Annotated in this window: 15 protein-coding genes; 3 read left to right on the top strand and 12 right to left on the bottom strand. The window is 69.0% G+C overall.

Annotated features, from left to right (window positions below; translation table 11 throughout):
* The first annotated feature begins 24 nt into the window (after positions 1-24).
* The 3 genes from HUA74_RS00820 to HUA74_RS00810 are packed head-to-tail and all read left to right on the top strand — an operon-like array spanning position 25 to position 3,439.
* A complete protein-coding gene (locus tag HUA74_RS00820) occupies positions 25-1,209 on the top strand; it encodes an aminotransferase class V-fold PLP-dependent enzyme (RefSeq protein WP_174453035.1) in 1,185 nt (394 codons plus the stop codon).
* 14 nt (positions 1,210-1,223) lie between these two features.
* Positions 1,224-2,159 carry a Ppx/GppA phosphatase family protein gene (locus tag HUA74_RS00815; RefSeq protein WP_174453034.1) on the top strand — a complete coding sequence of 312 codons (936 nt, stop codon included), beginning with the start codon at positions 1,224-1,226 and terminating at the stop codon, positions 2,157-2,159.
* Complete coding sequence (locus HUA74_RS00810) at positions 2,156-3,439, top strand: MFS transporter (protein WP_174453033.1); 1,284 nt, start codon at positions 2,156-2,158, stop codon at positions 3,437-3,439. Before HUA74_RS00815 ends, HUA74_RS00810 begins: the two co-directional genes overlap by 4 nt.
* A 63-nt stretch (positions 3,440-3,502) precedes the next feature.
* On the opposite strand, the gene HUA74_RS00805 is transcribed toward HUA74_RS00810, so the two are convergent.
* The 12 genes from HUA74_RS00805 to pilQ all read right to left on the bottom strand — a co-directional run bounded on the left by HUA74_RS00805 (position 3,503) and on the right by pilQ (position 23,386).
* Complete coding sequence (locus HUA74_RS00805) at positions 3,503-4,822, bottom strand: lysophospholipid acyltransferase family protein (protein WP_174453032.1); 1,320 nt, start codon at positions 4,820-4,822, stop codon at positions 3,503-3,505.
* 35 nt (positions 4,823-4,857) lie between these two features.
* A complete protein-coding gene (locus tag HUA74_RS00800; RefSeq protein WP_174453031.1) occupies positions 4,858-5,373 on the bottom strand; it encodes a hypothetical protein in 516 nt (171 codons plus the stop codon).
* Between the two features lie 9 nt (positions 5,374-5,382).
* The gene (locus HUA74_RS00795) at positions 5,383-8,472 is read right to left on the bottom strand and encodes a POTRA domain-containing protein (protein WP_174453030.1); all 3,090 of its coding nucleotides are present in this window, start codon (positions 8,470-8,472) and stop codon (positions 5,383-5,385) included.
* Positions 8,473-8,483: 11 nt separating this feature from the next.
* A complete protein-coding gene (locus HUA74_RS00790; RefSeq protein WP_174453029.1) occupies positions 8,484-12,413 on the bottom strand; it encodes a translocation/assembly module TamB domain-containing protein in 3,930 nt (1,309 codons plus the stop codon).
* 5 nt (positions 12,414-12,418) lie between these two features.
* The gene (locus HUA74_RS00785) at positions 12,419-13,363 is read right to left on the bottom strand and encodes an ExeA family protein (protein WP_141642877.1); all 945 of its coding nucleotides are present in this window, start codon (positions 13,361-13,363) and stop codon (positions 12,419-12,421) included.
* A gap of 24 nt (positions 13,364-13,387) precedes the next feature.
* On the bottom strand, positions 13,388-16,603 hold the full coding sequence (locus HUA74_RS00780; protein ID WP_174453028.1) for a tetratricopeptide repeat protein: 3,216 nt from the start codon (positions 16,601-16,603) through the stop codon (positions 13,388-13,390).
* Positions 16,604-16,791: 188 nt separating this feature from the next.
* On the bottom strand, positions 16,792-18,177 hold the full coding sequence (accC, locus tag HUA74_RS00775; protein ID WP_141642879.1) for an acetyl-CoA carboxylase biotin carboxylase subunit: 1,386 nt from the start codon (positions 18,175-18,177) through the stop codon (positions 16,792-16,794).
* A gap of 67 nt (positions 18,178-18,244) precedes the next feature.
* The gene (gene accB / locus HUA74_RS00770) at positions 18,245-18,841 is read right to left on the bottom strand and encodes an acetyl-CoA carboxylase biotin carboxyl carrier protein (protein ID WP_174453027.1); all 597 of its coding nucleotides are present in this window, start codon (positions 18,839-18,841) and stop codon (positions 18,245-18,247) included.
* A gap of 28 nt (positions 18,842-18,869) precedes the next feature.
* Positions 18,870-19,451 carry an elongation factor P gene (efp, locus tag HUA74_RS00765; RefSeq protein WP_174453026.1) on the bottom strand — a complete coding sequence of 194 codons (582 nt, stop codon included), beginning with the start codon at positions 19,449-19,451 and terminating at the stop codon, positions 18,870-18,872.
* A 135-nt stretch (positions 19,452-19,586) separates the two neighbouring features.
* Positions 19,587-19,949, bottom strand: a complete 363-nt coding sequence (locus tag HUA74_RS00760; protein WP_141642882.1) for a hypothetical protein — start codon at positions 19,947-19,949, stop codon at positions 19,587-19,589.
* A gap of 32 nt (positions 19,950-19,981) precedes the next feature.
* Complete coding sequence (locus HUA74_RS00755; RefSeq protein WP_174453025.1) at positions 19,982-20,620, bottom strand: hypothetical protein; 639 nt, start codon at positions 20,618-20,620, stop codon at positions 19,982-19,984.
* Between the two features lie 36 nt (positions 20,621-20,656).
* The gene (pilQ, locus tag HUA74_RS00750) at positions 20,657-23,386 is read right to left on the bottom strand and encodes a type IV pilus secretin PilQ (protein ID WP_174453024.1); all 2,730 of its coding nucleotides are present in this window, start codon (positions 23,384-23,386) and stop codon (positions 20,657-20,659) included.
* Positions 23,387-23,436: the final 50 nt, after the last annotated feature.

Raw genomic sequence — 23,436 nt, 5'->3', positions numbered from 1 at the left:
CGTGCTCGGGTCCAGTTCCCGCGCATGAGCGCCCCCCTCCGTTCCCACTGGCGACTGGACCCCGAGGTCCTGTTCCTCAACCACGGCTCCTTCGGTGCGTGCCCCACCGCCGTGCTCCAGAAGCAGTCGGAGCTGCGCGCGCGCATGGAGGCCGAGCCCGTCCGCTTCCTCCACCGCGAAATCGAGCCGCTGCTGGACGAGGCCCGGGCCACGCTCGCCGACTTCGTCGACGCGGATGCGGAGGACGTGTCCTTCGTCGCCAACGCCACCAGCGGCGTCACCACGGTGCTGCGCTCGCTGCGCTTCGAGCCGGGTGACGAGCTGCTCACCACGGACCACGAATACAACGCCAGTCGCAACGCGCTGGACTTCGTCGCGGCGCAGTGGGGCGCGAAGGTCGTGGTGGCGAAGCTCCCCTGGCCCGTGACTTCCGCGCAGTCCATCGTGGACGTGGTGCTCGCGCATGTGACGCCCCGCACGCGCCTGTTCCTGGTGGACCACGTCTCCAGCCAGACGGCGCTGGTGATGCCCCTGGCCCGGCTCATCTCCGAGCTGCGAGCCAAGGGAATCGAGACGCTGGTGGACGGCGCGCACGGGCCCGGCATGGTGCCCCTGTCGCTGCGCTCGCTGGGCGCGGGCTACTACGCGGGCAACTGCCACAAGTGGCTGTGCGCCCCCAAGGGAGCGGCCTTCCTCCACGTGCGCCGCGACCTGCAGGAGGGCATGACGCCCCTGGCGGTGAGCCATGGGCGCAACTCGCCCCGCACGGACCGCTCCCGCTTCCGGCTCCTCTTCGACTGGACGGGGACCATGGACCCCACCGCCGCGCTCTGTGTCCCGGAAGCGCTGCGAGTGGTGGGTGGCCTGCTACCCGGAGGCTGGCCCGAGGTGATGGCGGCCAACCGGAGCAAGGCCCTGGCCGCGCGCGCACTGCTGTGCGAGCGGATGAAGACCGCCCCCGCCTGCCCCGAGGACATGGTGGGCAGCATGGCGGTGGTCACCCTGTCCGCAGGCTACCCGGAGCAGCCCGAGCCGCCCCTCTACCTGGACCCGGTCCACCTTCGCCTGTTCGACGAGTACCGCATCGAGGTGCCCATCGTCGCCTGGCCCAAGCCGCCCCACCGTCACGTCCGGGTGTCCGCGCAGCTCTACAACACGCCAGAGGAGTACCGGGCGCTGGCGGACGCTTTGGAAGCGCTCCTGCGTTGAGTAGGCTTGCGCGCATGCCGCGATTCGCCACCATCGATATCGGTACCAACTCCGTGCTGTTGCTGGTCGCGGAACGCACGGCGGAGGGCCGCTTCGAGGCCGTCCGGGAGCGCGCGGAAATCACCCGGCTGGGCCGTGGCGTGGACGCCACCCGTCGGCTGTCGGCGGAGGGCATGGAGGCCACGCTTTCGGTGCTGGAGGCCTTCGCGCGCGAGGCGCGGGAGCTGGGAGCGGAGGACATCGCGGTGTCCGCCACCAGCGCGGCACGCGACGCGAGCAACGGGGCGGAGTTCCTCTCCGCCGCGAAGGAGCGCGCGGGCGTCACGGTGGAAATCATCTCCGGGCAACTGGAGGCGCAGCTGTCCTTCGCCGCGGTGTACTCGGACTTCGCGGGCGAGGCGGCGGGGCCCCTGCTGGTGCTGGACATCGGCGGAGGCTCCACGGAGTTCATCTTCGGCAATCCCGCGGGCCACGTGGAGTTCCGGCACAGTTTCGACGTGGGCGCGGTGCGGCTCACCGAGCGCTTCGTGCGCTCCGACCCGATGTCCTCGGAGGACCGGGCGCGCATCGAGTCGCACCTGCGCGACACCTTCAAGACGCTGCCGCCGCCACCTCCCGCCTCGGGGCTGGTGGGCGTCGCGGGCACGGTGACGACGCTGTACGCGGTGCGACACGCCATCGACCCGTATGACGCGGAGCGGGTGCATGGCGGCACGCTGTCCGTGGGCGAGCTGACCGCGCTGGCGGACCGGCTGTGCCAGATGCCACTGGAAGAGCGCAGAGCGCTGCCGGGCATGCAGCCCAAGCGCGCGGACGTCATCCCCGCGGGCGCCATCATCCTGCTGGAGTCGGTGAGGGCGCTGGGATTGGACGGATGCCGCGTGAGTGACAGGGGCTTGAGGTGGGGACTGCTCGCGCACCGCTTCGGAGCCGGGGCGGCCCGGTCATGAGCACGTCTTCCGTGAGCCTCTCCCCCTCCCCGACCACCGCGCCCATCGCTCCCGCGGCGAATGCCGGGTACGCGCTGCTCGTCCTCACGCTCATCAACCTGGTCAACTACCTGGACCGGTACATCGTCGCGGTGGCGCTGCCGGGCATCCAGAAGGAGTTCGGCATCAACGACACCCAGGCGGGGCTGCTGGGCACCATGTTCATCGTGGTGTTCATGCTGGCCTCCCCGGTGGGTGGCTTCCTGGGTGACAGGTATCCACGCCGGCTGCTGGTGGCGGGCGGGGTGTTGCTGTGGAGCCTCGCGACGGGGGCGAGTGGACTGGCCACGTCCTTCATCGCGTTGCTCGTCGCGCGCGCGGTGATTGGCATCGGCGAGGCGGGCTATGGCGCGGTGGCGCCGAGCATCATCTCCGACCTGTACCCGCGCGAGCAGCGCACCCGGATGCTCGCGTTCTTCTACATCGCCATTCCGGTGGGCGCGGCGGCGGGCTACGGGCTGGGCGGGTGGCTGACGCAGGCTTATTCGTGGCACGTGGCCTTCTTCGCGGGAGGCGTGCCGGGCCTGATTCTGGGGGCCCTGGCCTTCTTCATGCCGGAGCCGAAGCGCGGGGCCATGGATGGTCCGGACGCGGCGGCGAAGCTGCCCTTCATGGTGGGGCTCAAGGGGCTGGGTCGCAACGCGGCCTTCTGGGCGGTGACGGCGGGCTACACGCTGATGACGTTCTCCATCGGCGGCCTGGGCTTCTGGATGCCGACCTATCTGGTGCGCGAGCGAGGGATGGCGGCGGACAGCTCCGGCTTCATCTTCGGCGCGATTACGGCGGTGGCGGGCCTGCTGGGGACGGTGGCCGGCGGATGGCTGGGCGACAAGATGGACCGCAAGCGCGAGGGTGGTGGACTGTGGATGTCCGGCATCGGCCTCTTGCTGGCGGCGCCGTGCATGTACCTCGCCGTCAACTTGAAGGACGTGGGACCCGCGCTCGCGGCGATGGGCGTGGCGCAGTTCCTCATCTTCCTCAACAGCGGCCCCATCAACGCCGCCATCGTCAACTGCGTGCCACCCGCGTTCCGCGCCTTCGCCATGGGGCTGAACGTGCTGTGCATCCACCTGCTGGGGGACGCGATTTCGCCCACGCTCATCGGCAACATCGCCGACGCGGCGAACCTGCGCACCGCCATCGCCGTGAATGCCCTGCCCGTGCTGCTGGGCGGCGTGGCCCTGCTCATCGGCGCACGGCTGTTCCGCGAGGCCGTGCCGCGAGAGCGCGCTACGGCCTGACGGCTGGGTGCCCTACCCGGGGCGCACCCCTCCGCATCCGGATGCTGCGGTGCGGAGAGCGCGCTACCGCCTGACGGTGGCGTCGACCTTCGGCCGGTACTCTTCCGCCAGTCGCTCCACCTCCGCGGCCAGCCGCTCTCCGTCGGAGAGCAGCAGGGCCTTGAGGCGCGCGCGGTTGCCCAGCGTGAAGAACACGTCGATGTCCCGCCGGAGCACATCCCAGCGCTCCGCGAAGTAGAGCGTGAACAGCGCCAGGGGCGGCACGATGAGGAAGGTCGGGAGCGCCCAGAAGGTGCCTCCCCACAATCCCGCGGCGACAGTGAGCGCGGCCCACCACACGAGCGCCACGACAAAGGCCGTGAGGAACTTCACCGTCGCCTGCACGTCGAGTTCGGCCTTGCGGCTGGCCACCCTGGGCACCTGGTAGGGCAGCCAGAAGAGCACCAGTCCCAGCGCGAAGAGCGGCAGGCCGAACACCAGCGCCAGCAGGTTCTTCACGACGAAGGGGACGACGTTGCCTGTGCGGTAGACGAGCGCGAGGTCCTTGGGCCCTTCCGCGTGCACCAGCGCGAGACGACGCTGGAAGGACGCGAGATGGGTGCGCACGTCCTCGAACCGCTCGGGCTCCTGGGCGCGGAACAGTTGCACCCCACGCGCCCACAGGCGCAGCCGCTCCGCGTCCAGCGTTCCCCTCTGCTTGAAGGAGAAGAGCTGCTCGGCGAGCTGCACGAGCGGCAGGTCCGCCCACTCTTCCAGGTTGAGCGTCACGGCGCGGAGCCCCTCCGCGATACGCTCGGTCAGGGCGCGCACGGAATCAGGTTCCGAGGCGGCATCCGCGGGAAGGAAGGTGGCGACTTCGATGGCGGGGCCCACGTCGATGAGCACCTCACTGCGGAAGACGTGCTTCTCCGCGTAGGTGAGGCCCACGGGAACGATGCGCACCGGGGCACCTTCCTTCGCGGCACTCAGCGCGATGCGCGAGGCCCCCGTCTTCAGCTCCGCCAGGCCGGGCTCGGAGTGGCTCTTCCCCTCGGGAAAGATGGTGATGGCGCGGCCTTGCACGAGCGCGCCCTTGGCGGCGTCGAGCGTGCCCTCGTTGCCCCCCATCTTCGTCGGGTCATCCTGCTTGCGGTACACGGGCAGCGCATCGAGTCCCTTGAGCAGCCAGCCGAGGACGGGCATGCGGAACAGCGGCGCCTTCGCCAGGAACGTCACCTTGCGGCGCGTGAGGATGAAGACCAGGGCCGGGTCGATGAGGCCATTGGGGTGGTTGCCCACGAACAACACCGGGCCCTCCGGCTCGGCGCCGGGTGCATTCACCTTCACCCGGTAGAAGAGTCGCAGACACACCGCCACCACGGCCCGGACGCACGCGTAGAACACGTCCCGGACTGTACCTCACGGGAAGGCGCGACAGCTCACGGGTACTGGTCCACGACGAGGATGACGCCCGTGTTGTCCTGCACGACGGAGAAGCCCTTCATCGGGCTCGGGTAGGCAATCAGCCCCTCGCCGTCACGGTCCCACCGCGCATCCAACAGGATGCCGCAGAACGGCACCGACATCGCGCCGCTCTCCGGCAGGAACACCCGGTCATAGCGACCGAACACCCGGTGCTTCGTCACGTACAACCGTCCACCGATGCGCGCGCCGGGCAGCTTCTTCTCCCCGTCGTCCCGAGGCAGCGCAATCACGAAGCTGTAGTTGTACCGGGCGGGACCCGGATGGTCCTGGATGGCATCGACAATGACGGGGACCTTGTCCCCTGGCTTCAACCCCAGCCGCTCCATCTGGACGAGCGCGCCCTTCGGACACGTTCCCTCCGGAGGCATCCACTTGGGGCGCTCCGGCTTCATCGCCGCGTCCTCCGTGTGGCCGCACCCCACGCCCCACGCCACCACCACCAGCGCCGTCAGCCATGCGGACCCGCGCATCCCGCCTCCTCAGAACGTACCGATGCTGAAGTGGAACTGCGTCCGCGCCTCGTTCACTTCCTCATCCGGGTCCAGGTTGAAGCCCACGTCGAACGCCAGCGGGCCCACCGGCGTCACGTACCGCAGGCCCACGCCCGCCGCGTAGCGCAGTCGCTCAAAATCCAACCGCGTCCGGTCCAACCACAGGTTGCCCGCCTCGAGGAAGAGCCCCAGGTCCAGCGACGTGAGCGCCGGCACCCGCAGCTCCGCCTTGCCCAGCGTGAAGAGCTCACCGCCCTGGCTCCCCGGCACCTGCCCCGCGAGCACCGCCTTCAGCTCTCCCGAGCACCCCGACGGGCTGATGAGCGAGCGGCAATCCCGCAGTCGCTGATGCAGCGCCTCGCGCACGTCCTCCGGCAACACACCGTCCTCGCGGAAACCACGCAGGCTCGACGAGCCACCCAGATAGAACAACTTCGAGCCGATGGTCTGCGCGCCCGGCTCCAGCGGGACGATGGTCCCCGCGCGCGCCGACAGCGCCAGACTCGCCCTGCGTCCCAGGGGAATGTAGCCACTCAGGTTGCTCGCCAGCTTCACGCTGTTGATGGGGAACGCCGCCACGGCATTGCCCGCCACGTCCGTGGGCTTCACGCTGATGCCTCGCGTGAGCTCCGCGCTGCTGATGAGCACCAGGCCGCGCCGGGGATTCGCCGGGTCGTCCCGGAAGTCGAGGGTGATGGACGGCCGCAGCGAATGCAGCGCGAAGTCGCCGTAGGGGTAGCGCAGCCGCTCCTGGTCGGCGCGGTTGAGCAACTCCAGCACGCCCGCGCGCGAGCGCAGCCGGTTGTTCTCCACTTCGTACGACAGCGAGGCGTTGAACCAGGACGTCACCGCCCAGTCGAGCGCCGCGGCCGCCGCGAATCGCGCGGACACATACGAGGGCCGGTGCACGCGCTCGGCAATCAAATCCAGTCGCGCGCCCACTTCGAACGGCAGCAGGAAGTACAGGCGCGGCTGCGACAGCGCCAGGTTGCCACGACCTCCCAGGCCCGCCAGCCCCTGAAGCTCCACGTCACAGCCCGCGGAGGCCGCGCCTCCGGACTGCTGACAGGCGATGCGCCGGTCCGCGGACAGCGCCTCCGCGCTCCAGCCCGCGTAGTTCACCTTCCCGCGGGCCAGCAGGCTCAAGCCCAGCCCATCGAGATTGCGATACGTCGTGTCCAGGGTGATGCGAGGACCGTCGACGAGGAAGTAGCCACCGGAGACCTGCCCATCCAGGCGCGGCCGCTCGTGCACCGTCACCACGATGTCCTTGGACGGCTCGCGGCGAGTCGGGTCCGCGAGCGAGACATCCACCTGTCGGAACAACCCCAACCGGGCCAGTCGACGCTGGCCCTCCGTCAGCGCCTCCAGCGCGAGCGGCTGCCCTTCCTCCAGGTTGAGGTTGGCCATGATGAGGTCCGGGTCCGTGCGCGTCAGCCCCTGCACCAGCACCTTGCCCACCTTCACCTGGGGCCCCGCGTCCGCGCGGAACACCACCGTCGCCGCCCGTCCGTCCTCTCCAACGGACGACTCCGTGGTGACGCGGGCGAAGAGATATCCCTGCTGCCCCAACCCTCGCTCCAGGGACAGGCGCGCCGCCTCCACCGCCTCGAAGCTCAGGGGCAGGCCCTTGTGCACCCCCCCCACCCCCGCCCCCGTTGAGAGCCGCGCCGTACCTTCCGGCAGCCCCTCGTAGCGGACCTCCGTCACGCGCGCCTGCGGCCCTTCCTCCACGTCGAAGTCCGCCACCGCCGTCCGCGTGCGCGCATCCACCGTCAGCCCACGGAACACCACGGACGAGGACAGGAAGCCCCGCTCGCGGTACGCCTCGTTCATCGCCTCCGTCGCCTCCAGCCACGCCTCTTCCACGTAGACCGTGGACGGGTCCGGCACGGGCTCCATCGCCGCGGCGCGACGGCCATGGCGACCCTCCGCATCCAGCGGGTCGTCCTGGAGTCGCAGGTCCAGCTCCGGCTGGAGCTCGCCCGCGCGAATGCGCTCCGCGAGGAACTCCCTCAGCGTCCCCGAGCCGAGCGAGGCGTTGCCATGGAAGCGGACCTCGTTGACGCGCAGGGGCTGGCCCTCGTCCACGTCGAAGGCCAGCACGGCCACCTCTCCGTCCGGCCGGACCACCTCGCGCGAGCGCACCTTCGCGTCGTGGAAGCCACGGTGCCGGTAGAAGGACTCCACCCGCCGCGCCAGCCGTCCCGCCACCACCTCGTCGAGCGGCTCCGCGGCGTCATGCGCCAGCACACCCTCCAGAATCTCCGCGGAGAAGCGGTGGTTGCCATGGAAGCGCAGCGAATACCGAGGCCCCGCTGACAGGGGCACCGCCACCGAGGCGGAGCTGCCCTCCACGAGCACCGAGGGCGTACCCACCTGGGCTCTCCAGTGGCCCGACTCACGCAGCAGCGCACGCAGCTGGTCCAGCCCCGACTCCAGCCGCGCCCGGTCGAACACGTCGCCCGGCGGCATCGCCAGCACTTCCAGCAGGCGCGGCAGCGGCAGCCCCGGGCTGCCCGAGAAGCTCACCTGTCGCACGCGCGTCGGCTGGCCCTCGGAGACGAGGAGCAACACCGCCACGCCGTCCGTCACCGGCTCCTGCCGCGCGGTCACCTTCACGGAGTCATAGCCCTTGCGCTGGTACGCCTGGAGCACGGAGGACACCGCCCCCTCCAGCTCCTCGCCATCCAGGGGGCCGCCCTCCAGGAGGCCACTGGCATCCAGCAGCTCCCCGTCCGACAGCACCGCGTTGCCTTCGAAGCGCAGCCGCGCGAGCCTCGACACGGGCGTGAGCTGGAACACCAGGCGCACCCCACCCGGCACGTCCACCACGCTCGCCACCACATCCGCGAAGCGCCCCGTGGCCCACAGTCGCTCCACCGAGCGGCGCACTGCCGCGGGCGTCAACGACTGGCCCTTGCGCACCGCCACCAGTCCGCTGAGCCCCTGCCCGTCCACACCGCCCGGCAGGTGCAGCTCCACGGCCACCACTTCCGGCCCGGGAACGTCGACCTCGCGAAGCTGGGCTCGCGCCAGGCCCGCGCACAGGACGCAGAGCCCCAGTGCCAGCGCCATGGCGGCGCGGGCTACTCGACCTCCCAGCTCAGCTTCAGCTCGAGCCCGAGGTTGCCAAACGAGGCTTCGCTGTTCTCGTTGTCCCACTGGGCCTGCGCGGAAAGTCTGTCGTCGAAGCGGTACTCGGCACGCGCCCGCGTTCCTCGCCCACTCACCGGTTGAGTCATACCGATTTTAAGCTGCTCGCTGAGGAACTTCGACTCCAGTTGCGCGGTGGGCTCCGCTTGACGTGTGGCGTCGTTGTAGGTCGTGGAAATCTGGAGGGACAAATCCCGCAGCACCGGATTGCTGGGGAGGAACCGCTGGACCTGCCGGTCCAGCCCCGACACGTTGAAGAGGGCCTCGGCCGCCAGCCCGGCTCCCGCGGACGCCGCCGTGTCCCGGTCCGACGAGGTGAAGCCCAGGGTCAGCAGGGAGACGATGTCGCCTTCCACCAGCGCCGGCTCCGAGGACAGGAGCACCTGAGGGTCCGAGGGCTTGCCGAAGGCGTGCAGCTTCACCACGTACTCGCGCACCAGCGTCTGGGCCTGGACCTCGAAGACGGGCTCCAGGCTGGTGGGGTCCTGGAACTCCAATTGCCCCTGGCTGATGGTGAAGGGGTTGTTGCGGAAGAACGCCTGGCTGCCCTCGGCCAGCTCCACCCGGCCCAGGAGACCCGGCCGCAGGTCCGTGCCCGTCAGCCGCACGTCCCCCAGCATCCGCGCCTTCGCCAGGTTGTTGTCCACGAGGACGTCGCCGAAGTGGACGTTCACGTCCCAGATGACCCAGGGCTTCTGCTGCTCGCCCGCGATGACGTTCGCCGCCGACGCCACGTTGGCGCGCTTCTGCATGGACTTGAGCAGCGACTCCACATCCAGCGCTTTCTGGTAGCGCATCTTGACGATGTCCATGCCGCCGGTGACGGTGAAGCCTCGGGGCGGCCCCACCACCTGGAGCAGCCCGGAGAACGTCGCCGGCAGGTCTTCCGTGAGGCGGTAGGGAACCTCGTCCAGCTGCACCGTGAGGCCCAGCCGCTGGGGCATGAAGCGCGCGAGCCGCACGTCGCCGCGGGCGGAGATGCGTCCCTCGTTGAGCTGCCCCTGCAGGTGCTCCAGCAGCAGCCGCTGCCCCGTCATCTCCACGCGCCCGGACATGCCTCGGATGTTGACGGGCAAGTCCCGCATGGCGAGGCGCAGGTCCAGCAGCTCCGCGCTGCCCACCACGGACGGCGCCTCCAGCGTGCCCGTGGCCTCCGCGTCCACGGTGACGCGGCCCGTGGAGCGCTCCACCATCGCCGGCAGGAGCGACTCCAGGAGGCGCAGGTCTCCGCCGCCGCGCAGGGTGAAGCCGATTCCCCCGCGCGTGGTCATCCAGCCGCCCAGGTTCAGGTCGACGTACGGCCCGAGGAAGCGGAAGGGCTGCGCCTCAAACCGACCCTTCTCGTACGCGAGGCTGATGGGCGCCGTGTTCTCGCCCCGCACGTCGTCGCGGGACAGCACGAGCTTGTCCACCGTCGCCCGCACGTGCGCCGCCTCGGGCTCCATCAGCGGCCCCTTCGCCGTGAGCGCGCCGGACACCGCGCCGGACACGCCTGCCCACAGCGGCTCCGAGGGAAGCAGCGGACGGATTTCCGGCAGCGACAGCGTCAGCGACGCGTCATAGGGCCACGAGTCCTGGACCCTGAGCTTCACGCGGCCGTTGGCGTCCTGGAAGGGGCGGCCCCAGACCTCCAGGTCCTTGCCCACCAGTCGCCCGGTGAGGTCCATCGCGCCCAGGCCGCGCTCGGCGAACGTCACACGCGGGGCGCGCAGCGTGACGTCGACCACGGGCACGTCGGAGGTTCCGGACACGACGCCGTCCATCACCATCGTCCCCTGGATGCCCATGCGTCGCGCGAGCTCCGGCTCCACCGTCTCCGCCAGCGACAGGCCGTCTCCACCGAAGCGGTAATCCAGCCCTCCCGCGAACAGCAGCGTGCCCTCCGCCCACGTGCGCCCCAGTGGACCGCGCAGCTCCGTGCGCTCGAGCACCATCGCCTTGCCGTCCACGAAGCGCAGCCGCGCCGAGCCATCCCCCAGCCGGCGTCCGTAGTACGTGGTGTCCTTCACGTCGAAGGCCACCAGCCCCTCCAGTCGCTCGATGGGACTGTCGATTTCCACGCGGCCCGAAGCCGTGCCACCCAGCGTGCCCTGCATCACCGCCAGCGACGGCGTCAGGCCCGCCACCACGTCCACCAGGTCCTCGGTGCGTCCCTGCGGGACATTCACCTCGAGCCGCAGGTTGAGCAACCGTCCGAAGCCCACGCCGGCCTTGCCGTAGTACTGCGTGCGCCCCTTCTGTCCGGTGAACGAAGGGAAGGCCAACACCCCGTCGGAGTAGCTCAGCTTCCCTTGCAACACGCCCAGCGAGAAGCCCCAGAAGACGAAGTCGCGGAACGACAGCCCGGACTCCACCTTCACCTGCGACACGGGCCCCGTCACTGAATACGTGGCGTTGCCCCGTCCCGCCCACTTCAGGCCCGCGATGTGGCCAAAGTCCGCCAGGTCCAGCTCGCCCTGTCCGTGGATGTCGAGCCCCAGCCCGCCGCCGATGAGCAGCCCCACGTCGCCCTGGACGCGTGAGCGCCCCACCTCCGCGGAGACGTGATTGAACGACACGCGGTCCGCCTGGAGCTTCACCTGCGCCTGCGCGCGCCCCTTGTCGAACTCCAGGATGGTGATTCCATCGGTCGATGGCGCGTCATAGGCCCGCGTGGCCAGCTTGAAACGGCTGGTGCGCAAATCCAGCGGTCCCGACAGCGAGAAGCGCGGCAGCAGGTTGCCCGTGAGCTGCGCGTCGAGCGAAGCCGCGAAGTCCACCCACGCGCCCTTCACCCCCGCCTTGTCGAGGATGCGCGCCAATGACGCATCCTCCGTCTTGAGGCTCACCTCGAGGGGGAACAGCGGCGTCAGCCCCAGCTTGCCCGTGGCGCGCACCCGGCCTGCACCCACGGGCACCACCACCTCCTCCACCCGAAGCTCATCGCCCGAGTACGACAGGCGCGCGGAGATGTTGGCCGGGCCAAACCTGTCGTACCCCAGGCCGTTGCCCGACAGCTCCAGCGACACCGCGGGCGACTCCGGCTTGCCGGCGATGGACACGCGACTCCACAGGTGCCCCGTCGCGGGCTTCGGCAGGAGCTTCGCCTGCGACAGCGTGCGCAGCGGGAGGAAGACCTGCGCGTCCAGCGCCAGGTGGGGCTGGCACAGCGAGTCCACGCGTCCCGACACCGTGGTGATGATGTCATCCAGGGACACCTCGGCGCGCTCCAGCTCCAGCAGCGCCTCGTCGGGGTCCAAGGCGCCAGCGAAGGCCAGCCGCTGCAGCGCCAGCTCCGCGCCATCCGCGCCCAACCGCACGAGGCCGCGACGCGCCTCCGCATCCAGCTCGATGACGCCCCAGCGCTCCGTCCAGCGCACGTCCAGGTCCGCCACCTCCACGCGCCGGCCCTCGGGCAGCGCCAGTCGCAGCTCCGCTCCGCTGATGTCCAGGTGGGACACCCGCACCCGCTCGAGTGGATCCAGGAAGCAGCCCTCCGACTTCTTCGCCGGGTCCGTCGAGGGCTGGGACAAATCCAGCGTCACGCGCGGCCGCTGGGCCCGAACCAGCGCGAGCGTCAGCCGTCCGGAGAAGGGGCGCAGGAACCCGAACTGCACTTCCGCGGTGTCCGCCGCCACCAGCGGCGTGTCCTCGCCCGGGAGGAAGAGCGAGAAGCCGTGCACCACCACGCGCGAGCCGAGCGGATCCATCTCACACCGGCCGATGCCCACGTCCAGCCCGAGCACGTCCGGCAGGTGCCGCCGCGCGACGGTGCAGGCCACCTCCCACGTCTCGGGCATGCGCAACGCGAGCACACTCCCCGATAGAACGAGGAGCACGAGCAGCAGCGCTCGAAGCGCACCGTTGCGGCTCTGTGTCGCCAAAGCCCCTAGAGCTTACCCAGCCCTTCGAGGTAACGGTCTATCTCCGCCAGATCGAGCTTGTTGTTCGACGCTCGGGGCAGATGGGTCGCCGGGGCGCTCGCCCGCTCGCCTGCTCCGGGAGCGGCCGCATTGATGCCCTGGAGTCCCAGGTTCTTTCCAATGCGATGCACCAGCTCGGCGGAGACCGTCTCGGCGCGCGCGAGGAAGGCCTCGAAGAGCGCGTTGTCGCACAGCGTGTTGATGACACGCGGCGAGCCCGACGAGTGCTCGTGCACCGCCAGCAGGGCCTCCGGAGAGAACGGCATGCGCGGGCAGCCCGCGAGCCGGAGGCGGTGCTTGATGTAGGCCTCGGTGGACTCGGCGGTGAAGGGCTCGAGCTTGTAACGCATGGCCACGCGCTGGGCGAGCGGCGGGTCCAGCTTCAGGTTCTTCTCAATCTCGGGCAGGCCGAAGAACACGAAGGAGATGAGCTTGCGCTCCGGCACTTCCAGGTTCAGCAGGCCGCGGAACTCCTCCATCAACTCCCGCGTCTCCAGCATCTGCGCCTCGTCGATGAGGACGACGGCCTTCTTGCCGGACTCGTAGATTTGCAGGAGCCGCTGGTAGAGCTGTGACAGGAGCGCCAGCTTCTCCTGCGCGGGGTTCTCCACGCCCAGTTGCAGGGCGATGCGCCGCAAGAGCCAGTTGGCGGTGATGCCCGAGTGGATGATGACCAGCAGCGCGGCCTCGTACTCGGACTCGGGCAGCGAATCGAGCATGCGGCGGGCCAGCGTCGTCTTCCCCGCGCCGATGTCGCCGACGAGGATGGACAGGCCCTTCATGTAGCTCACCGCATGCATCAGTCGGGTGAGCGCCTGGGAGTGCTGCGCCGAGTTGTAATAGAAGCGGCTCACCGGAGCGTTGGAGAAGGGCTCCTGGGTGAGGTCGAAGAAATCGAGGTAGGTCGTCATGGGCTCGCCGGACCTCGGGGGCAACTACACGTAACCGACCTTGCGCGCCTTGGGCGCGCCGGCCGCTGGCACCGGGGGATTCGCCACCGCCGCTGCGGGTGCGGCACCATGGGCCTTGGAGCCATTCACCGCGGCGGGTGCCGGGGTCGGCAGGGGGTCTTCTTCCGGTTGCGTACTCGCCGCGATGCGGGACACCTGCGTCCCCACGTCGCGGTACTTCGCGTCCATCACCGCCACTCGCTGGTAGTGGTACAGCGCCTTGCCTGGCTCGCCGTTCGCCTCGTAGGCCGTCGCCAGCTCGAAGCCGAGCGCCTTGGCCGCCTCACCCGTGGCGAACGGGCTCGCGAGCCCCTCTCGGAAGGTCTCCACCGCCGAGCCGCCGTCACCGCGCAACAGGTGCAACATGCCCATCATCGTCAGGCAGTCCACCTCGCGCTTGGTGCCCGCGCAGCCCTGCCGGGCCACCTCGAACTCGTGGAGCGCGTCGTCCAGCAGGCCCATTTCCTTGTAGGCGATGCCCAGGTCGTAGTGCGTGTCCACGTCCTCGGGCTTCACCACCTTGGCCAGGCCCTTCTTGAACTCGGAGAACACCTCCTCCACCGAGTACTGGAAGTCCTCTTCCGCGGGCGCCGCGGCCGCCGTGTCGTCGCCCAGGTTGTCGATTTCGCCGGCCAGCTCCGCCGCCAGGTCGAACGCGTCGCGCTCCGCGCCCGCATCCGTCACCGGCTGCACGGAAGGCACCGAGATGGGCTCCAGCGGCTCCTCTTCGGGCGCCGCCCCACCACTGGCCTCCATCGCCTCCAGCCGCTCCATCAGCTCGGTGGCGCGCGCATGGCCCGGGAAGGCAATCGACACCGTCTCCAGGATTTCGCGGGCCTCTTCCATCAGGCCCTGGTCCAGGAAGAAGGCCGCCTCGTCGCACTCCTCGGCCGCCGGCTCCTCTTCGTCACCCTCGCTGGCGCTGTCGGCGACGAGTTCGGCGGACGCCTCCTCGGGCTCCTCCACCGACTCGAAGTCGGGCTCGGCCTGGGACTCCAACCCGAAGTCGGTCTCGTCCTGGGGCTCCGATTCGAAGTCGGACTCGACCTGAGGCTCCGAGCCGAAGTCGGTCTCTGGGTCCTCCGTCGGCATGTCGTCCAGCGACACGACGGCGTGCGAGGCGGTGGGCTCCTCTTCCTCGAACGGATCCCCCAGCGAGGGCATGTCCGAGCCCGGCGCCTCCTCCAGCTCGTCGAGCATGGAGGCATCCAGCGGAGCGATGCCCACCCGCGTGGGCATCTCGTCCACGTCGAGCTGCGCCTCTTCCACGTACACCGGCTGCTTGCGCGTGTTCGGCGCGGCTTCCTGGAGCAGGGCCCGCGTGGGCGCGCGCACCATCGTCGGAGGCGGTTCGTCCTCGTCTCCGAGCGACAGCGCCGCCATCGACGTCGACGTGGCCTCGTCGTCCGAGTCCCCCAGCGACAGGCCCTCGTCGCTGGCGTACGACGCATCCAGGTCGGCCGACTCGACGAGCGGCTCGTCCTCCGACGACACGAGGCCGGGCTCATCCGTCAGCATCAGCCCGTCGTCGTCACTGGAGACGAGCGTCTCGTCCGCGGAGTCCGCGGCCAGGTCTTCCGGCGCGGGCGTGTCGAAGACGTCGTGCTCACCCGAGGTGATGGCCTCGCCGACGAGCGCTTCCTCACTGACGACGGTGGCGTCCCCGTCGTCGTCGATGACCTCGTCGGAGTCGTTCGAGGGCAGCGTGGCCAGCGCCAGCTCGTCGCCGGGCGGGTGCAGCAGCGCGTCCTCGGGGGGCGGCGCGACGAGGACCTCGTCGTCGCTGGAGTCCACCAGGATGGCGTCCTCGCCCACCGACTCCACCACCGTGGCCGACGGCGCCGTCGTCACCGGACCTTCCACGCGCAGCACCGACAGGAACGCCGGCACCTCCGGGTGGGAGGGGTTCTGCTGGAGGATGGTCGCCAGGTACTGCTGCGCGCGCGTCGAGTCCGCCGCGCGCGTGCACAGTCGCAGCACGTTCAGCAGCTGCTCGGACGCCTGCGCCGCGTTCCCGGACGCGACATAGATTTGATACGCCTTCTCGTGCGCGTCCAGGTTCTCCGGGTCCACGGAGAAGACCTTGCGCAGGTGCTCCAGGGCTTTGTCGTGGAGCCCGTACTTCACGTAGACGTCGGTCTCCGTGAGCAGCTTGGAGAGCTGCTCGCGCGCCAGTCCGCCCTGCTGCGCGGGCGGCGCCACGGGAGCCGGAGCGGCCTGGGGCGTGGGCTGCGGCGCGGCGCGAGCGGCGGGCTGCGGCGCGGCGGCGGACTGCGGGGCCTGAGCAGGCTGCGGCGCGGCGGCGGGCTGCGGCGCGGGCGCGCGGCGGGCGAGCAGATCCGGGTCCTGCGGATCCAACACTTCAATCTGCGTCCAGACGGCCTCCGCCTCCGTGGGCCGGCCGCGCTCCTGGTGGATCTTCGCCAGCTCCTTGTAGACAGACACCGTCTTGGACGTCTGCCCCAGTCCCTGGAACGCCTGGGCCAGGAGCGACAGCGTCTCCACGTCGCGGCCGTCCGCCTTGAAGCACACCTGCAGCTTCGCGAGCGCGCGCTTCTGGTCACCGCGTTGCAAGTACGAGGACGCCAGCTCCTTGGCCAGGGGCAGGTTGTCCGGCTCGAGCGTGGACAGTCGCTCGGCCACGCGGGCCCAGTCGTCGCCACGGCTGTTGCGCTTGAGGTACTCGGCGGCGCGCTTGAACTCCTGGATGGCTTCGCGCGTCATGTTCTCGCGCGCATAGAGCTCCGCGAGTTTGATCTTCGACGCCACGTTCTCCGGGTCGAGATCCACCATCTTCTTCAAGGTATCGAGCGACGACTTGGTGTCGCCCGCCTTGTCGTAGTGGTTGGCGACGATCTGGAAGTACGCCATCGCCTCCGACATCAGCCCGAGCTGCTGGTGAAGCTCCGCCAGCTTGAGGTTCACCTCCAGCAGGTTCGGATTGAGCTTGAGGACTTGCTTGTAGAGAGCGACGGCCTTGAGGAAGAACCCATCGGAGGAGTAGCTCTCCGCGACCTTCGTGAAGAAGTGCGCCGCCTGGGCGTTGTCGTTCTTCTTGACGTACAGCTCCCCCATCTTCTGGAGGACCCGGATGTCCTTCGGGTCGACCTCCAGGACCTTCTGGTACTCCTTGATGGCTTTGTCGTAGGCGCCCTTCGCGACGAGCTTCGCGGCGGCTTCGATGATCTTGTTCTTGTCCATCGAGCGTGGGCTTCCGGAAAGCCGAAACCCCTTGGAACTTCGCGGGTTTCTATCTTCAAAAGGGGGAGAGTCGGAGGCTAACGGAATCCTCCAACGCGGGTCAAGAAACAGCCCGGCTCCCCCCGGGGCCAGCTCACCTGCTTGCATGCCCGCCCCACGGGCGGGAACGCCACGTAGGCGGACGTGTGCTACGGCGTCTCTTCGACTGCTTTTTTCAGCCGGCGAGAACCTGTCTCACTGGCCAGGAGACGCTCGACGAAACGCGTGTCGTAGTTGCCTTCCTGGAACGACTCGTCCGCCAGCGCCGCGCGGTGGAAGGGGATGTTGGTGCGGATGCCTTCCACGACGTACTCGCCCAGCGCGCGCTGCATGCGGCGGATCGCCGTCTCGCGGTCCTCCGCGTGGACGATGAGCTTGGCCAGGAGGCTGTCGTAGTACGGCAGCACCGTGTAGTTCTCGTAGGCCCCCGAGTCCACGCGCACCCCGTAGCCACCCGGGACGCTGTAGCCGGTAATCTTGCCGGGCCACGGCGCGAAGGTAATCGGGTCCTCGGCATTGACACGGCACTCGATGGAGTGTCCGCGCATCTGCACGTCTTCCTGCTTGAAGCGCAGCGGGTGGCCGTAGGCCATGCGGATCTGCTCACGGACCAGGTCGACGCCCATGACGAGCTCCGTCACCGGGTGCTCCACCTGGATGCGCGTGTTCATCTCCATGAAGTAGAACTCGCCGCGCTCGTCCAGCAGATATTCGATGGTGCCGACGTTGTTGTAGCGCAGCTTGCGCATCGCCTGGACGGACACCTCACCCATCCGCTGCCGCAGCTCCGGCGTGAGCGCGGGTGACGGGCACTCCTCGATGAGCTTCTGGTGCCGGCGCTGCACCGAGCACTCGCGCTCGTTGAGGTGGATGACGTTGCCGTGCTCGTCGGCGACAATCTGGATTTCGATGTGGCGCGGCTTCTCCACGTACCGCTCGATGTAGAGGTCGCCGTTGGCGAAGGAGGCCACCGCCTCCGCCTGCGCGGTGGAGAACGCCTGGGCCAGCGCGCTCGGCTCGCGGACGATCTTCATCCCCTTGCCACCACCACCCGCGGCGGCCTTGAGGATGACGGGGAAGCCAATCTCCCGGGCGAACGCCTCCGCCTCGCGGGGGTCCTTCACCGTGCCGGGGCTGCCGGGCAGCAGCGGCATGCCCGCCTCGCGCGCCGCCTGCCGCGCACGGACCTTGTTGCCCATCATCCGCAGCATCTCCGGACGCGGACCGATGAAGCGGATCTTGCAGTTCTCACACACCTCGGCGAATTCGGCGTTCTCGGAGAGGAAGCCGTAGCCGGGGTGGATGGCGTCCGCGCGGGTGATTTCCGCGGCGGAGAGCAACTGCGGGACGTTGAGGTAGCTCTCCTTGGACGCCGGAGGGCCAATGCAGACCGCCTCATCGGCGAAGCGGACATGGAGGGCGTTGGCGTCCGCCGTGGAGTGCACCGCCACCGTGGCGATGCCCAGCTCCCGGCAGGCGCGGATGACCCGCAGGGCAATCTCCCCGCGGTTGGCAATCAGCACCTTCTTGAACACGGGGGTGTCTCCTGAAACGGCCGGCTCGGGCGCGCGCCCCGCGAAAAGCGAAGGCGCGCGCGCCGCGTCAAGCCGGCTCGATGCGGAACAGCGCCTGGCCGAACTCCACCGGGCGACCGTTCTCCACGAGGATCTCGGCCACGCGACCGGACACCTCGGACTCGATTTCGTTCATCAACTTCATCGCTTCGATGATGCAGAGCACCTGGCCCTTCTTCACCACCGAACCCACATCGACGAAGGCGGGCTGATCCGGCGCCGGCGTCCGATAGAAGGTACCGACGAAGGGGCTGGTGACCACGTGGCCCGGCTTCTCCGGCGCCTTCTCGGCCACGGGGGCAGCAGTGGCCACGGAGTGGGCAGCGGCGACCGGGGCGGCGCGAGGCGCCGACGGAGCCGTGTACTCGACGGCCGGGCCCACCTGGACGGCCGAGGGGGCCGAGTGGTGGACGATGGTCGTCTCCGGGGCGTGGCCGCGGCGGATGAAGAGCTTCTCTTCCCCGCGCTTCCACACCAGCCTCGTCACGTCCGAGGCCTCCAGGATGTTGACGATTTCTCGCAGGGCCTCCACGTCCAGGGACGTGTTGCCCGCGTCTCGCGCGCTCGCCGGGGCGGGCGCGCTGGTGGGCGCGGACGCCCGGGTCGACTTGCGCTTGGTTGCCATTCTCGCGTCCCTCCGAGCGGAGCCTGAGCTAGCCCGCGGTGGCGACGCGGGTCAGGTACTTGCCACCGTCGCGCGTGTCGATCTTCAGGACGTCACCCTCGTTGATGAACAGGGGGACGTTGACGACGAAGCCGGTCTCCAGCTCTGCGGGCTTCAGCGCACCGGACACGGTGTCACCGCGCACGCCCGGGTCGCACTTGACGACCTTGAGGTCCACCGAGTTGGGCAGCGTGACGGCAATCGCCTTCCCGTTCCAGAACAGGATGGTGGCGTCGATGTTCTCCTTCAGGAACTTCTTCGCATCGCCGAGCGATTCCTTGCTGATGAAGGTCTGCTCGAAGTCGCGCTTGTCCATGAAGTAGTAGTCTTCACCCTGCACATACAGGTACTGCATGTCCTTCTCTTCGATGTCCGGCTTGCCCACCTTCTCGCCGGACTTCAGCGTGGGCTGGAGGACGCGGCCCGAGAGGAGGCTGCGAATCTTGGTGCGAACGAAGGCGGAACCCTTGCCGGGCTTCACGTGCTGGAACTCGACGATGACGAACGGCTCACCGTCGATTTCGATCTTCATGTTGTTGTGAAACTCGGACGTATCAATGAATCCGGCCATGGGGACCGACTCCTTCAGACTCGAAATAGCGGAAGCTTGAAAAGTCGGGGGTGTCTAGCCCATGCCCCCTTCCATGGGAAGGGGAAACCAGTGGAGCGGCGCGTCGTCTGGATGACTGGTTTACAGCGAGCGCGGCTACAGCTCCGCGCTCACCTTGGGGGCCGTCACGCGCAGCACATAGCGCCCCTTGCCGTAGTTGCCGTCCGCGCGCAGCGCCAGCACCAGGAAGTACTCCGGTGACACCAACCGCATCAGCGTCAGCACCTTGTCGCTGTTGACGCTGACCTCACTGACCGTCCCCGTCTTGAGCGTCTCCGCTGCGTTGCGCAGCTGCGTGAGGAGGTTGGCGTACTCCACCCAGGCACCACTCAAGTCCAGCTCGCTTGCCTCCTCGCGCTGGAAGGTGTCCACGGAGATGCCGTCGAAGCCCATCACGCTGCAGGCGAGGGCTCCATCCACCTGGTTGACCACTGACTCGAGGTGCGTGCGAAAGGACATGGGCTCTCAGGGTTCTTGGGCAGCGGCGCCGCTCAGGGCGACACGCACTCGGGGACAACGCCATTCTGCCCGCGCGGGTCACACGGCCCCACGCTGGGGCCGTGGACATCGCCAGGCTTGGGGCACACGTAGGGGGCAAAGCCCACGACCAGCGGGTAGGAAATCTCGTTCGTCTCCACGTCGCCGCCAGCGACCGTGTGTCCTCGGACCCGCAGAGTCACGAGCACGTCGACAACGGAGCCTCCTCCCCCGACCGCGGACCGCAGTGCGCTTTGCGCGTCGCGCGTCAACAGGCCGAGCACCATGGAACCATCCTGATTGCCACGGAAGGTCCCGTAGATGGGAACCGTCGCACTGGGGATGTTGAGCTCGGGCTCCGTCTGATAGCTGAGCTCGAGTTCGGTGAGATAGACGGCGGTGGAGTCGATATCGGAGACCGGCCCCTCCCCGACGACGATAGGTGTGTCGGACAGGTTGGAGGTGACAGTGAGCCCGGCGAGGTAGTCACCAGCCAGCGCGAGGTTCAACGAGCCGCTCAGCAACGCCACGTCATCCGGAACATTGCAGTCCTCTTCGGGTGGAGCGGATTGGAGAATCTGGAGCTTCGGGAGGTTGTCGACACAAGACACCGTGCCGAACGCCAGCAGCGCGGCGAGATAGATGGGCTTCATGAGCGAACGCTCTCCTGCATGAAGAGGCGCGATGCCTTACAGGCTCTGCGCGATGGTCTGCCGGTTGAGGATGCGGGGCGTGATGAAGATGAGCAGTTCCTGGCGCTCATCCCGCTCCGAGTAGTTCTTGAACAGGAGGCCCAGCACCGGAATCTTCGAGAGGAAGGGCACCGCGTTGGTCGTGGTCGCGCCACGGCGGACGTAGATGCCGCCGATGACCGTGGTGTCCCCATCCTTCACCAGCACCTGGGTGTTGGCTTCCTTGCGCTGGATGGACGGCTGCCCGTTCGCTCCCGTGTTGGACTGGTCCGGCTGGTTGTTGGAGGCGTTGATGGACATCAGGATGCTGCCGTCCTGGGTGATGTGCGGCGTCACCTCCAGCGACAGGCGGGCTTCCACGAAGGTCGTGTTCACACCACCGGCCGACGTCTGGCTGAACGGGATGGACACACCCTGACTGATGCGCGCGGTGTTGTTGTCCAGCGTCGTCACGCGGGGCGCGGAGATGGTCTTCACCGTGCCCTCGTTCTCCGCCGCGGACAGCCGCAGGTTGAGCTGCAGCGCGCCGCCGGCCGAGCCGAAGACGAAGCCGAGCGCGCCACCGGCACCCTCACCCACCGTCGCCGGCAGGTTCACCGCGAAGTTCGGCGCGGCGGGAAGACCCGCGGCGGTGCCCACGGAGCCGCCCGTGACGGCGACGTTGTTCGGGAAGATGAGGCCCGTGGGGTTGCCCGTGCCCTGGGAGGCGCGCGCCTGGCCGCCCCACTGCACGCCGAGCTGACGGCTGAAGGCGGTGCTCGCCTCCACGATGCGGCTCTCGATGAGCACCTGCGGAGTCTGAGTGTCCAGGCTGCGCACCAGCGCGCGGGCCTTCTCCGTGTTGGAGCGCACGTCCTTCACGATGAGCACGTTGGTGCGCGTGTCCACCGTGACGTTGCCGCGCTCGCTCAGTACGTCCTTCACCCGCGCGGCCATCTCAGACGCCACCGCGTAATTGACGGGGATGAGGTTGACCAGCAGGTCCTCCTGCTGCTGGAGCGACTTCTTGCGCTCCTGACGCAGCCGGGCCTCCTCCTCCAACGTCTTCAGGGGAGCGATGCGGATGATGTTGCCGAACTCCTCCTTGCCCAGCTGCTTGGTGCGCAGGATGAGGTCCAGCGCCTGGTCCCAGGGAACGTTGCGCAGGCGGATGGTGACGCGGCCGGACACGTCGTCCGCGACGACCACGTTCTTCTTGGAGATCTCCGCGATGACCCGCAGGAGGTTCTGGATGTCGATGTCCTTGAACTCGAAGGAGACGCGCTTGCCACGGTAGCGGGCCTGCTGCGGCGCGCCCTCGGCGGCGTAGGCGGGCGCCTCGGCGGTGAAGCCGGCGGTGCGCTGCGCCACGGACACCTCGTCCGTCTTCACGCCCTTCACGTCCAGGCGCCAGGAGAGCGTCCCGCCGTTCTGGGTGACCTTCTCCTCGATGGCGCCGTCGGCGGCGACGACCACGCGCACCTTGCGGCCCTCACCGGGGACACTGAAGGCGCTGATCATCTTCACCGGCGTCTCCAGCGCGCTGGTGTCCAGGCTGCGCTCCAGCTTCTTCGGCAGCCGGGCGTTGTCCAGCGTCAGCACGGCGCTGCGCGGGTCGGGACGGTCCACCTTCCAGGCGGCCGTTCCGGACAGCTTCAGCACCACGCGACCACCCGCCCCACCCTCCTGGAAGGACAGGTCCTTCACCTCCACCAGGGAGACCGTGACAGGCGCCTCCACCGGCTGGGGCGCGGGGCGCAGCGGCTCCACTTCAGCCACCGACGCGATGACCTCTTGCGGCGAGGGCTCGGGCGCGGCCTTGCGGGCCACCGCTCCACCCAGCACCACTTCCAGGCCCTTTTCGGCCCGGTCCACCCGGTAGGCGGGCATCTTGCCGCGCACGTCGAGCACCAGCCGGACCTTGTCCGAGTGGGCGCCGACACGCACGTCCCGGAGGGTCGCGCCATTCACGCGAGGGGCGCGGGCGGAGAGCCCCACCCCGTACAGGTCCACCGCGAGCCGCGGCGGGTCCGCCAGCTCCAGCACCTCATAGCGCGCGATGTCGCCATCCGCGCGGATGCGAAGCGTGTCGTCGGAATAGGCCAGCTGCGTGATGCGTTGAGCTGGCTGAGCCACCTCACGCTCATCCGCCTCGGCGGCGACCACGTTCTCTGGCAGCGCGGGCTTTTCAGCGGCGGGCTTCGCCGGCGCTTCAGCCACCATGACGGCGGTGGGCGCGGCGGGCTTGACCTCGGCGACCGGTGCGGGCGTCGGGGCAGCGGGAGCCGTGGCGACAGGAGCGGCGACGGGCTCCGGACGCTTGACCTCGGCGGCGGGCGTCGCGCCATCCACCGAAATCACCACGCGGTTGCCATCCGCCCGGACGTCGTACTGCGACGCCTTGTCCAGCGCCAGCAGCACCCGGCCGACGCTCGCGCGCTCGTCCGAGAACTGCGACGCCACGACCCCGGCCACGGGGCCGGAGCCGTCGTGGTGGCCCTTGATACCCGTCGCGTCAGCCGACGAGAGGTCCACCACCAACCGCTCCGGACCACTCAGCCGGAACACGGTGAAGGTGGGGGGCCGGGTTCCGGTCACCACCACCTGGGCGCCCGAGCCGGTACGGGACACATCCAGGTCCCGAAGCGTATTCAGTTCGGCGCCACTGCTGCTGGCGCCCGCAAGGACGACCGCAAAAGCGGTCGCCAACATCCACTTGCCCCTCGTCACAGCGCTCCTCTCGAGCATGCGTCCCCTCACCAAGTTGGAAGCGGGCTGCCGCCCGCGGGCGCGCCACA

Origin of the sequence: Myxococcus sp. CA051A (assembly GCF_013336705.1) — a bacterium.
Taxonomy (GTDB): Bacteria; Myxococcota; Myxococcia; order Myxococcales; family Myxococcaceae; genus Myxococcus; species Myxococcus llanfairpwllgwyngyllgogerychwyrndrobwllllantysiliogogogochensis.
This window is presented reverse-complemented; position numbering and strand designations above follow the sequence as displayed.

Coding starts and splice junctions, on each gene's coding strand:
- HUA74_RS00820 (WP_174453035.1), top strand. CDS start 25: ATGAGCGCCCCCCTCCGTTCCCACTGGCGACTGGACCCCGAGGTCCTG.
- HUA74_RS00815 (WP_174453034.1), top strand. CDS start 1,224: ATGCCGCGATTCGCCACCATCGATATCGGTACCAACTCCGTGCTGTTG.
- HUA74_RS00810 (WP_174453033.1), top strand. CDS start 2,156: ATGAGCACGTCTTCCGTGAGCCTCTCCCCCTCCCCGACCACCGCGCCC.
- HUA74_RS00800 (WP_174453031.1), bottom strand. CDS start 5,373: ATGCGCGGGTCCGCATGGCTGACGGCGCTGGTGGTGGTGGCGTGGGGC.
- HUA74_RS00795 (WP_174453030.1), bottom strand. CDS start 8,472: ATGGCGCTGGCACTGGGGCTCTGCGTCCTGTGCGCGGGCCTGGCGCGA.
- HUA74_RS00785 (WP_141642877.1), bottom strand. CDS start 13,363: ATGACGACCTACCTCGATTTCTTCGACCTCACCCAGGAGCCCTTCTCC.
- HUA74_RS00780 (WP_174453028.1), bottom strand. CDS start 16,603: ATGGACAAGAACAAGATCATCGAAGCCGCCGCGAAGCTCGTCGCGAAG.
- accB (WP_174453027.1), bottom strand. CDS start 18,841: ATGGCAACCAAGCGCAAGTCGACCCGGGCGTCCGCGCCCACCAGCGCG.
- efp (WP_174453026.1), bottom strand. CDS start 19,451: ATGGCCGGATTCATTGATACGTCCGAGTTTCACAACAACATGAAGATC.
- HUA74_RS00760 (WP_141642882.1), bottom strand. CDS start 19,949: ATGTCCTTTCGCACGCACCTCGAGTCAGTGGTCAACCAGGTGGATGGA.
- HUA74_RS00755 (WP_174453025.1), bottom strand. CDS start 20,620: ATGAAGCCCATCTATCTCGCCGCGCTGCTGGCGTTCGGCACGGTGTCT.
- pilQ (WP_174453024.1), bottom strand. CDS start 23,386: ATGCTCGAGAGGAGCGCTGTGACGAGGGGCAAGTGGATGTTGGCGACC.